Source organism: Poseidonibacter lekithochrous (genome assembly GCF_018861145.1).
GTDB lineage: Bacteria > Campylobacterota > Campylobacteria > Campylobacterales > Arcobacteraceae > Poseidonibacter > Poseidonibacter lekithochrous_A.
Genome location: NZ_JAHKQT010000011.1, coordinates 11,843 through 24,842, shown reverse-complemented (window position 1 = coordinate 24,842; position 13,000 = coordinate 11,843). Strand labels below are relative to the sequence as shown.

The 13,000-nt window shown below is 26.9% G+C and carries 8 protein-coding genes; all 8 read left to right on the top strand.

The features are described 5' to 3' along the window. Positions 1-498 precede the first annotated feature (498 nt). Complete coding sequence (locus KO488_RS04725) at positions 499-819, top strand: hypothetical protein (protein ID WP_216057640.1); 321 nt, start codon at positions 499-501, stop codon at positions 817-819. Next, positions 816-2,936: an ATP-binding protein gene (locus KO488_RS04720; RefSeq protein ID WP_216057639.1), complete on the top strand. Its 2,121-nt coding sequence runs from the start codon at positions 816-818 to the stop codon at positions 2,934-2,936. The genes KO488_RS04725 and KO488_RS04720 overlap by 4 nt, the downstream gene beginning before the upstream one ends. Continuing rightward, a complete protein-coding gene (locus KO488_RS04715) occupies positions 2,926-3,612 on the top strand; it encodes a response regulator transcription factor (RefSeq protein ID WP_228319015.1) in 687 nt (228 codons plus the stop codon). The genes KO488_RS04720 and KO488_RS04715 overlap by 11 nt, the downstream gene beginning before the upstream one ends. 80 nt (positions 3,613-3,692) lie before the next feature. Further along, positions 3,693-6,257 (top strand): TolC family outer membrane protein, encoded by a 2,565-nt coding sequence (locus tag KO488_RS04710; RefSeq protein WP_216057638.1) that lies wholly within the window; start codon positions 3,693-3,695, stop codon positions 6,255-6,257. A 14-nt stretch (positions 6,258-6,271) separates the two neighbouring features. Then, complete coding sequence (locus KO488_RS04705) at positions 6,272-8,431, top strand: type I secretion system permease/ATPase (protein ID WP_216057637.1); 2,160 nt, start codon at positions 6,272-6,274, stop codon at positions 8,429-8,431. Continuing rightward, on the top strand, positions 8,424-9,803 hold the full coding sequence (locus KO488_RS04700) for an HlyD family type I secretion periplasmic adaptor subunit (protein ID WP_216057636.1): 1,380 nt from the start codon (positions 8,424-8,426) through the stop codon (positions 9,801-9,803). Before KO488_RS04705 ends, KO488_RS04700 begins: the two co-directional genes overlap by 8 nt. Position 9,804: 1 nt before the next feature. Continuing rightward, the gene (locus KO488_RS04695) at positions 9,805-10,404 is read left to right on the top strand and encodes a response regulator transcription factor (protein ID WP_216057635.1); all 600 of its coding nucleotides are present in this window, start codon (positions 9,805-9,807) and stop codon (positions 10,402-10,404) included. A gap of 122 nt (positions 10,405-10,526) precedes the next feature. Continuing rightward, on the top strand, positions 10,527-13,000 hold a 2,474-nt coding region (locus KO488_RS04690), incomplete at its 3' end, for a Calx-beta domain-containing protein (RefSeq protein ID WP_303571996.1).

Genomic DNA, 13,000 nt, shown 5'->3' with positions numbered 1-13,000 from the left:
ACACTCTTTAAAGCTAGTATATACATATTATGATTTAGTCTAGTCGGATCAGAAGTAAGTATTCTCTCTTATTAAAATCTTGAATCTTAAATATTTATTTGATATAGTTGTATATAATAAATTTAAATTTTATTTAGGAAAATCATGTTCAGTATAAAAATATTAATTATAACTTCATTTTTTAGCATAATTATTTTACTAATTACGAGTTCTTTTTACGTATATAAGTTTCCTAAAAAAAAATATTTCCGCTATTTCAATATTTTTTCATTATTCTTTTTATTTGGGCAAATTCTAACAAGTACGAGAAATTCTATTCCTGACTTTTTTTCAATAGTTATTGGAAACACATTTTTAGTAGTAGGGTATATATTTCTATATATAGGAATCCGATCTTTATTAGATTTAGAGGCAAAATGGAATAATCGTTATTTTCTTCCTATAGGAGTGGTGTTTTTAGGTTTTATTTTATTTACTTATGTGCATTATGATGTTGCCATGAGAATAGTTATATTTTCAATTTTCTGTGTGATATATAGTTCTGTTATAACTTTGATCTTTTGGAAAAATAGAAGAAGTAATTTTGAAATTTTTGATAAACTTTCTGCAATTTTATTTTTTATTGGAATTATATTATTTATGATTCGAACAATTAAAGCATCAATTATTGAACTTCCTGCAAATTATCTTAGTACAACAGATTTATGGTTTATTCTAGTATATGTCTATTTATTTTTTATGTCTATTTGGTTTAGTATACTTTTAATAGTCCAAGGATATAGAATTTCTTATAATAAAATGGATGAAAAGAGAAATTGAAATATTTTGTATTATATATTTGTATAATTTTAAATCTCTATTCTTATGCTAAAGAGGATTTCTATCCTATTTCTAAAGAGAAAACTAAATCTTTAAATCTAAGTATTAAAGAACTAGAGTACCTTAAAAACAAAAAAGAGTTGAAGTTATGTATTGATCCAAAATGGTTACCTTTGGAAAAAATAGAAGATGGAAAACATATAGGTATTACATCAGAATTTATTAAACTAATCCAAGAAAAAATAAGTATTCCTATAAATTTAATAAAAACAGAAAATTGGACAGAAAGTTTAGCAAAAATAAAATATGGAGAGTGTGATATCCTATCTGCAATTCATAAAACTTCTTTGAATGAAAGATATTTTAACTTTACTAAGCCATATCTTAAAATACCATTAGTTGTAGTAACAAAGATTGGATTACCTTTTATTGATGATTTGAATAAAATAAAAGAGAAATCTTTAGGAATTTCTAAGAACTATGCTTTTTCAGATGTATTAAGAAGTAGGTATCCAAATATAAATTTAATTGAGTTTCCTTCTCTTCAAAAAGGTCTGTCTTTTGTACAGCAGGAAAAAATATTTGGTTTCTTAGATAACTCTATGGTAATTAATCATGAAATTCAAAAGAATAATATACATGATATTGGAATTACTGGACAATTTGTAGAATCTTTTCATTTAAGTTTAGCTTCAAGAAATGATGAATATATATTAGCCAATATATTAGAAAAAGCACTTGCTTCAATTGATGAAAATACAAGAATTCATTTTATAGAAAAATGGAATAATATAAAATATCAAACAAAAATTGATTCTGAATTAACTCTTCAAACAATATTCTTTTCATTAGTATTAATATGTATATTTTTTTATTGGAATTTAAAATTAAAGGAAGAAATTAGAAAAAAAGAAATAATTCAAATGAAATTAAAAGAAAGTGAAGAAAAATTTAGAACTTTATTTGATATTGCACCTATTCTTCTGAATGCTTTTGATAAAGATGGAAAAGTTATATTGTGGAATAAAGAGTGTGAAAAAGTTTTTGGATGGACATTTGAAGAAATTAAAAAGAAAGAAAATCCTTTACTTTTATTCTATCCTGATCCTTTGATCAGGAAAGGAGTAATAGACTCTTTTTCTGAAGATAGTAAGATTCTTTATAAAGATTGGTTCCCTAGAATAAAAAATGGAGAAAGTATTATTACTAGATGGGCAAATGTCAAACTTCCAAATAGCGAAATTATTAATATTGGACATGATGTTACAAAAGAGAGAATAGCTGGAGAATTGATTAAAGAAAAGACAGCACAGCTTAATCATGCAAAAAATGAATTAGAAAAATTGAATAGTAGTCTGGAAAAAAGAATAAAAAATGAAATTAATAAAAATACAAAACAACAAATAATGTTAATGCATCAAAGTAAGCTAGTACAGATGGGTGAAATGATTGAAAATATAGCACATCAATGGAGACAACCTTTAGCACAAATAAACTCTTCTGTTCTTTTGATTGATATGTCTTTAAATAAAAAGAAATTTACAGATTTAATGGTTGATAATAAATTATCAGAAATAGAAACATTAACAGCATATATGTCTAAAACTATTGATGACTTTAAAAATTTTTTTAATCCAAATAAACAAAAAAGTATATTTAATATTGAAGATACTATTAAAAAAGCACTGGATATTGTTAAAGGTCTTCTTCATATAAATCATATAGAAGTTTATCTTGATATTGAAAAAGATTTAGCATGTTATAGTCACTTAGAAGAACTGCAACAGGTTATTCTTATTATCTTAAATAATGCAATAGAAGCTATTATATTAAGAAAAATTATTGCAGGAAAAATTATTTTTAAAGCATATACACATGAGAATAATATAATAATGAGTATTGAAGATAATGCAATGGGAATAGACGATAATTTTTTAGATACTATCTTTGAACCTTATTTCACAAGTAAAGAAAAAAATCAAGGAACAGGAGTCGGATTATATATGGCAAAAATGATTATTGAAAGTGGATTAAAAGGTTCACTAACTGCAAAAAATAAATCAAAGGGAGCATGTTTTATTATAAAAATAGCAAAAGGAGGAAATAATGGAAAGTAGTTATCCTTATAAATTATTATTAGTTGAGGATGAGAAAGCAATAAGAGAAAATTATGTAACATATTTAAAAATGCTTTTTTCTGAAGTTTTTGAAGCGGAGGATGGCGAAAAAGCCTATGAAATATATAAATCGAAAAAACCAGATATTCTTATAATAGATATAAATATTCCAAAGTTAAATGGATTAGAATTACTTGAAAAAATTAGAGAAAATGATCACACTACTAAAGCTATTATTCTAACAGCATATACAGATAAATCTTTTTTATTAAAAGCTACATCATTAAAACTTACAAAATATTTAGTAAAACCGGTAAATAGGAAGGAACTTAATGAAACTTTAGAATTAACTGTAAATGAGTTATTGAAATATAATATTACTACGCTCAAAAGAATAGAATTAGTTGATAATTATAGTTGGGATTTAGAGATAAAAGAATTAATGAAACATAATACTATCGTTAATTTAACTAATAAAGAAAAAGTTTTACTAGAATTACTTCTTTCACATAAAAATAGAGTATTCACTTATGATGAAATTTACAATTATGTTTGGGATTTTGATGAAGATATTACTTTGAATGGACTCAAAAATATAATAAAAAGAATAAGAAAAAAACTTCCAGATAATATAATTCAAAATATTTTTAATGAAGGATATAAAATAAATTACTAAATATCACTTTTGATACTTTTATGATACTCCTAAGTTATATAATTTTTTTATGGTTTAATTTATATAAAAAAGGAATTTAGATGCAGATAAAAGGAAGATTAATTAGTGTTGTAGCTAGTAGTGTATGCTTATTCAGTATGAATTTGCAAGCTTTAACATTGAAGGATAGTGTTCTAGAAGCAATGGACACAAATCCGGTGGTTCAAGAAAGGCTTAAAAATTTTAATGAAACACAACAAGATTTAGAGATCACGAAATCAGAATGGCTTCCCTCTGTAGATTACAGAGCTACATTTGGAAGAAATAGTGCTGGAAATATAAAAAATTCTATAGATAGTAAATATGATAATAATGTTACCGATGAAACATATAATAATTACACAAACTCATTAAAAATTACACAAAATATATTTAATGGATTTAGTACTACAAACAAGATTGATTATCAAAAAGCTAGAATTCTTGGAGCAGCACATCACTATTTAGAAAATGCTAATGATATTGCTTTTCAAACAGTTGGAGCTTATTTAGATGTTGTTAGAAGTTATCAACTATATCAAAATGCTAAAGACAATGTAAAGGTAAACGAAAAAATCTATGAAGATGTACAATCTTTATATGATCAAGGTTTAACAACAAAATCAGAAATGACAAAAATTTATGCTTCTTTATCTTTAGCAAAATCAAATTTTATTGTTCAGAAAAATAACACAATAGATAAAGAATTTAGATTTAAAAGATTATTTGGAAGAGATGTTGATGTTTCTACATTCTCTTTACCTACATTAAGTTATGCAATGCCTGAGAGTAAAGAAAGAGCAACAATGTTTGCAATTAAAAACAATCCTTCAATATTAGTAAGTAATTTTAATATTAAAGGTGCTCAAGCTTTATATAAAGAGAAAAAAAGTAAATATTATCCAACAGTTGATTTAGAAGTAGAACAAGTTTTTAATGATGCTAATAAAAGAAATAACTTTGATATGCCAGATGATAGATTAAAAGCGTATGTTGCACTAAGTTGGAATTTGTACAAAGGTGGAGCACATAAGGCTGATGTTCAAAAAAGTAAAAGTACGATAAATAAAGAAGTTGAAATTCAAAGAGATTTAAAAAGACAAACGATAGAAGGTTTAGATCTATCTTGGTCTGCATACACTCTTTTAGGAGAACAATTAAAAGAATTATATGAATATTATGATTATTCACAAGAAACATTAGAAAGTTACCAAAGTGAATATGAGATGGGAAGAAGAACATTACTTGATTTATTATCAGCTCAAAATGATTTAGTTAACTCAAAAAATCAGATTATAAATGCACAAATGGATAAAACTTTTGCACAATATAGAATTTTAGATGCAATGGGATTATTAGTAAATGCAATAGTTGATGATGAAGAAGCTCTTGTTAAAATATCTTCACCAGCACTTAAACCTTTTGACATTGTAAAAGATACATTACCTGTTAATCTAGATGTTGATTCGGATGGAATAGTAGACTCTTTAGATATTTGTGATAATTCATTAAATAATAATGATGATATAACACCATATGGATGTTCTCAAAAAGAAGAAGATTCAGATTTAGATGGAATAGTAAATTCAAAAGATAAATGTCCTCAGAGTCCATTTGGTGCAACAGTTGATACAGTTGGTTGTATAATTGAAAATTCAACGAATAAATTTGAAACAAAAAAAGAAGACTTTACAAATAATGTAGTTGCATATACAGATGAAAGTCCAATAAAATCTGAAAAATTAGGTTTATATGATTATGAATTTAATGTTATGGCAAATAAAAATGTAAAATCAACTTCTTTAGATAATCATTTAATGTATGATAAATTTGAACTTATTAAAAGATTTGCGTTCATTAACATGGATAAGTTTGATTCAAAAAACAATAATTTATCTGAAGTTGCAAAAATTATAAATAATTATAAAGATCAAGATATAAAAGTTACTGTAATAGGACATACTCAAGATACAGAAAAGAAACAAGAAAGTTTTGATAAAGCAGCTTCTTATGCAAAAACAGTAAGAGATGAATTAATAAATAATGGTGTAAATGAAGAAGTAATTATTTCAGAATCAAGAGTTGATTATGATAGATCATTCTTGGAAACAAACAGAAGTGATAAGACTTTAAATAATGTAGTAGCTATTGCATTATATGTTCCTACAAAAATTGAAAAGATTATCCTTGATGATGATAACGATGGTGTAATGAACGAACTAGACAAATGTCCAAATACTTCTCCTGGGTATATGGTTGATGAGAATGGTTGTACAACTAAAATAAATTTAGAAGTTTTATTTGAAAATAATTCAGCTGTTATTAGAGAAAATTCTAAAGAAAAAGTTTTAGCATTTGGAAAATTCTTGAATGACAATAAAAACTTTAATACAGTAATTACAGGTCATGCTAGTAAAACAAATAGATCATCAGCTAAATATAATCAAATATTATCAGAAAAAAGAGCTAATGCAATTAAGAATTTATTAATCTCTAATGGTATTAAATCTTCAAGAATAGAAAGTATGGGGAAAGGTTTTTCTGTACCAGTAGCTACAAATGACACATCAGAAGGTCAAGCACAAAATAGAAGAATTGAAGCTGAACTTATAAAAATAGAAAAATAAATAAAAGGTTGATAATGAATAATAAAACTTTAAAAACTAAAGACATCCTTCTGGAGTCTTTAGTTTTATATACTAGATTATTCCATAAACCTTTTTCTGCAGAATCTTTATTGTCAGGTTTGCCAACAGATGCAAACTTGACTTCTCAAATGCTTTTTACTAAGACAAACTCAAAGTCTTTATTTTCTAGAGCTGCTTTAAGAGCAGGATTAAAAACAACAATAATTGAAAGACCAATTAAAGATATATTAAGTTTACAATTACCAACTATTTTACTTTTATCAAATGAAAATAGCTGTATTTTAGAGAGCTTCAATAAAGATAAAACAAAAGCAAAAATCATTTTTCCAGGATCAGCAGAACCTTTAGAAGAGTGGATAGATATAGATAAACTAGAAGAAGAGTATTTAGGTTTTGCATTCATGCTAAAAAAAGCATTCGAATATGAACATGAAAATGGTAAAAAAACACTTGATATATCAAATCAAAAACATTGGTTTTGGAGTACTTTAGGATTTTCTAAAAAAATATATCTAGATTGTATTTTAGCTTCAATATTAATAAACTTATTTGTATTAGCAACTCCTTTATTTACAATGAATGTATATGATAGAGTAATACCAAATAATGCACAGGAAACACTGTTAGTTTTTACAATTGGTGTAATTGTCGTATTTTTATTAGATGCAAGTTTAAAGTTTATAAGATCATATTTTTTAGAAATTGCTAGTAAAAAAAGTGATATTATCATGTCTTCTATAATTTTTGAAAAAGTTTTAGATTTACAAATGCATGCTCATCCTAAATCAGTAGGATCATTTGCAAATAATTTAAAAAGTTTTGATAGTATTCGTGGTTTCTTAACAAATGCAACTTTGAGTGTATTAATTGATTTCCCTTTTGCAATACTTTTTTTAGCAGTTATTTTTTATCTATCAGGAGTTTTAGTTTTAGTTCCAATAGTAATTATTCTAATAATAATTATTTATGCATTGATAGTTAAAAAACCTTTACAAACAAGTATTGAAAGTACCTATGAGGCAAGTGCAAAAAAGAATGGAATACTAATAGAAGCTTTACAAAATATAGAGACAATAAAAACACAAGGAATGGCTGGAAATATTCAGTTTAATTGGGAAGAATCAACAGGTGAAATTGCAAATAAAAGTTTAAAATCAAGGTTATTATCTTCTTCAATTCCTACAATTACAGGATTACTAGTTGGATTAAACACTGTCTTAATTATAGTTTTTGGGGTTTATCAAATTCAAGAATTCGAGTTAACAATGGGTGGATTAATAGCAACTATGATTTTATCAGGTCGTGCAATTGCTCCTATGGGACAAATAGCTGGATTAATTACTAATTATGAAGATGCAAAAACTTCATTTAATATGCTTGATGAAATTGTAAATAAACCATTAGAACGACCAATTGCAAGAGAATTTGTAAAAAGACCATCTTTAAAAGGAAATATTGAATTTAAAAATGTATCTTTTAAATATCCAGATAGTGAAGCTTATGCATTAAAAGATGTAAGTTTTTCTATTAAAGATGGTGAAAAGGTAGCTTTTATAGGAAGAATTGGTTCAGGAAAATCTACTATTGCAAAACTTATTTTAAAGCTATATGAACCAGAAAATGGTTCTATCCTTATAGATGGAATTGATATTTCACAAATCGATCCAGCAGATTTAAGAAAGAAGTTAAGTTATGTACCCCAAGATATACATCTTTTTAGAAATACTATAAAAAGTAATATATTAGGAAATTACAAATTTACTGATGATGAATGGATGATAGAATGTTCAAAAATTAGTGGAACTGATGAGTTTGTAAATCTTCATCCAATGGGATATGATATGCCAATAGGTGAAAGAGGAGCTGGACTTTCAGGTGGTCAACGTCAAAGTGTGGGAATAGCTAGAGCTTTAATAAATGATGCAGATATTTGGCTATTTGATGAACCTACAAATGCAATGGATCAAACAAGTGAAGCTTATATCTTAAATAGTCTAAAAGAAAAACTTGAACAAAGAACGCTCTTACTTGTAACACAAAAAATGAATATGCTTGATTTAGTTTCAAGGGTTATTGTAATGAATCAAGGAGAAAAAGTATTAGATGGTGATAAAGAAGAAGTAATTAAAAAATTAGGAGGAAAGAATGGCTAAAATTAAAGATAACTCAAAAGCCTTTTTCGAGAAAACTCCAAAATTATCTAAAAAAGCATTAAGTGCAAATGACTTTGAATATATGAATAGTTTAAGTGCTGCAGTTATTCATACCGTACCTAGAAAACTTCATTGGGTTCTTATATCTTTTTTACTTACAATAACTCTATTTTTACTTTGGGCATCATTTGCTGAAATTGATGAAATAGCAAGAGGAAATGGTAAAGTAGTTCCAAATGGTCAAAATCAAATAGTCCAAAATCTTGAAGGTGGAATTGTTTCTGAAATATTAGTAAAAGAGGGTGATTTTGTAGAAAAAGATCAGATTTTAATAAAAATCAGTAATGAAAAATCAAACTCAACTGTAGCTTCAAATGAATTAAAAGCTTTTTATTTACAAGCACAAATAAAAAGACTTGAATCAGAGTTGAAAAAAGAACCTTTTACTTTTAAAACAATTGAAAATGAGATCTTACGAGATTTCTTAGAGAATGAAAATGAATTATATTTAACAAATAAAAAACAACTTGATTCAAGAATAATGATATTAAAAGAACAAATTAAACAAAAAGAGAATGAATTAAAAGATGCAAGACAAACAATAGGTCATATGAGATTTTCAGTTAATGCTATTTCAAAAGAAGTTGAAATGACAAGACCAATGGTTAAAAGAGGAATTCGTTCTCAAGTAGATTTTTTAAAGCTTCAACGAGAACAAAGTGATGCTAAACAAAAATTGCAAAGTGTTGTTTTGTCAGTTTCTAAAATCAAATCTGAAATTTTAGAAATAAAGAAAAAAATTGATGAAACATATCAAGTGGCTGATGTAGAAACAAGAGAAAAGTTAAATGATACTATTACTTCTTTAAAAGATCTAAAAGCAAACTCAGTTGCATCAACGGATCAAGTTTTAAGAACAATCGTAAAATCTCCATCAAATGGAATAGTTCAAAAACTTCACTTAAATACAATAGGTGGTTCTGTTAAACCTGCCCAAGATTTAATTGAAATTGTGCCAACTGATTATAAGTTAATAGTTGAAGTTAAGATATTACCAAAAGATATTGCTTTTATCTATCATGGACAAAAAGCAATAGTAAAATTTTCGGCATATGATTTTTCAATATATGGAGGATTAGATGGAAAGGTAATAAGTATAAGTCCTGATACAATAACTGAAAAAGACGATAAAACTTACTATTTAGTACGAATAGAAACAGAGAAGAATTTTATTGGAGATAAAGAAAAATCTATGAAAATTATTCCAGGAATGGTAGCGGATGTAGATATCATAACTGGTAAAAAAACTATATTAGATTATATTTTAAAACCAATATTAAAAACAAAACAATATACATTTACGGAAAGATAAGATGAAAAAAATATTTTTATTAAGTGATGATCTATTATTAATAGGTAGATGGATGAAATCAATTAACTATCAAACAGAGATAGTTGAAAACATAGAAGAAACATTGGATATTAAAAATGCTATTTTGATTATGAATACTGGTGTTAGCAAAGATATATCGACTAAACTTATAAAAGAGATTATAGGAAACCAAAATGAGATTATAGTTTTAGATAACATACCAAATTTCTTAAATGCAAAAAAGTTTTTAGAACTAGGTATAAAAGGTTATGGAAATACCTTAATGACAAAATCTTATTTAAATTCTGCAGTTGAAGCAGTATCAAATAACTATATTTGGTTGATACCTCAAGTTACAACTCAATTATTAAAAGTAATGTCAGAGAAAAATGATAGTGAAATTGATGAAGAAGTAATATTTAAAACTTTAACAAAAACTGAAAAAACAATAGCAAATTTGTTAAAAGAAGGGTATTCAAATATGGATATAACAAAAGAACTAGAAATATCTATTAATACTGTAAAAACACATATAAAACATATCTACGAAAAACTAAATGTAAAAGATAGACTATCTTTTGCAGGCTTATTCACTAAATAAAATTCTAATAAATAATAAAATTTAAAATCTCCTCTAATGTCACCCCTATGGGTGATATACAAAAGAAAATATATATACTAAAATCTATAAATAATTAATAATAAACCTAAAAAGGAAGAACAATGGCAACAATTGCAGGAACTATAAAAAGTTTATCAAACGGAATTTTCAAAGTAAAAGATGAAAATGGAAATGTAAGAGAACTAAAAGTAGGTGATGAAATCTACGAAAACGATACAGTTTATGGAGATAGTGGAAATTTATCTTCATCACAAGTAGAAATACAACTTTCTGGAGATGATGTAATTGTTCTAAATGAAGGTGAGAAACAATTCATAGATGCTACATTAATAGAAACAGCCTTTGGTACAGAAGAGTTATTTTTCACTAGAGAGTCACTAGATTTAAAACTAGAAAATCATAATGCAGATGCAGATGTAATAAGTGATTTAAGAGATGCTGAATTTACAGAGGAAAATCTAAATGCAGAAGAAGATGGTTCTTTTGCCGATGCAAATGATGCAGATGCAACAGAAGAAGAAACTGCAGAAGGTGAAGAGGAAGTTGAAGATGAAGCAACAGTAGAAGGTCAGTTCCAAGCTAGAACGGGAGATGCAACAGATATAAATAGTGATTTAAGAAATGCTCAATTTAGAGCAAGAACTCAAACATTTGAAGATAAATCTGCCTTTGAGAATGAATCTACAGATAGATTAACTTCTCTTGAAAATACTGATAGACCAAGTTATACTACACCTCCATCAAATCCTATTACAAATCCAGGTACTCCAACTAGACCAGAATCTGGAGGTCCAACTGAAAATGTAACACCACCTACTATTGTAACACCTCCTGTTACTCCACCTACTGTTGTTGTCCCACCAGTGATATCAAATTTAAGTGTAAATGATATAAGTGCTTATGAAAGTGAAGGTTTTCTAGTTTTTACAGTTACATTAGATGAACCAAACTCATCTGATATTACTTTTGATTATGTAACTTCTCCTCTTACAGCTACAAATAGTGGAGTAGATTATACAGATGTTTCAGGAACAATTACAATTCCAGCTGGAAGTACAAGTATTACAATAAAAGTACCAATTACAGAAGATTATATTTCTGATAATGGCGAAACTATGCAAATAGATATTTCAAATGTTGTAGGAAATGCAAATATTACTAAACCAGTAGGAATTGGTACAATATTAGATAATACAGAAGAAAATAATAGTATATATGCAATTATAGTAGGGCCAGATGAAGTAATCGAAGGTAATACAACTACAGAATATACAGTAAAACTAGTAGATATTGATGGTAATCCAGTAATAGTTACTAAAGAAACAGAAGTTACAGTTATATATAAAAATATAACTACTCAAAATGAAGATACAGAATATAATGATGGAAATACAATTACCATAACAATTCCAGCAAATAGCTCTTCAAATACATTTACAGTAGATACAATAGATGATAATATAGCTGATAATGGTGAAAACTATAATTTAGAAATTACAAATGTAGAAGATACAGGGGATTTCGAAGATGTAGTAATTGGAGATAAAGATGGCAACTTTAAAGATGTAACAACAACAATCATAGATAACTCAAAGAATTCACCAGAAGATCCATATGATGAAACAACAACTCCACCAGTAGAAAGTGACTTAGATGCTATTACTGTAAAACTATTTGCAATAGATGGAAATGGTAATAGAGTACCAGCAAATGAAGTATTAGAAGGGAATGAAGCTTCTTATATAGCAGTAGCTTTTGACAAAAATGGAAATGAAATACTTCAAGGTGAAACAGTAGAAGTTACATTTGGAAAAACAGGTGATAGTGCAACTGCAGATGTAGATTATGATGCTACAACACAAACCGTAACTATTGGAACAATATTTAAAACACCAACAATAGATGATTATATAGCTGATAATGGAGAAGTTTATAGTGTACAAATCACAGATAAGACTTTATCTAATGCTTCAATTTATGAAACAGTTATAATAGATACTACACCTGTGAATACAACTATTTTAGATGACTCTCAACCAAGTACTCCAAATAATCCAGGTGATCCAGAAGAACCAAATATGGAAAGTGTAGTTGTAAAATTAGTTTCAACAGATGCACAAGGAAATATAATTCCAGAAGCAACAATCCCAGAAGGTGAAACAGCATATTATAAAGCAATCTTAGTCGATCCTAATGGAAATCAAATCACAAATGCAACTGGAGATGTTGATATTACATTTACAGATGGGACTGCAATTAGAACAGGAACAGTTGAAGAAGGAAAAAATGACTTTACAGCAACAAATGCAACAGTAACATTAAATGAAGTATTTAGTGCAGTAGCAAAAGATGACTATATAGCAGATAGCGGTGAGACATTCAATGTACAAATTACTGATGATACATATTCAAATGCAGATGCTTATGAAAATGTAGAACATGATACAACACCTGTAGTAACAACAATTACAGATAATCTAGCAGGAATAGAAAAACCAGTAGAACCGGGAAATCCAGAAACACCAGATAATCCAAATACACCAGTATATGGCTCAGAAGATACAGTATATGTACA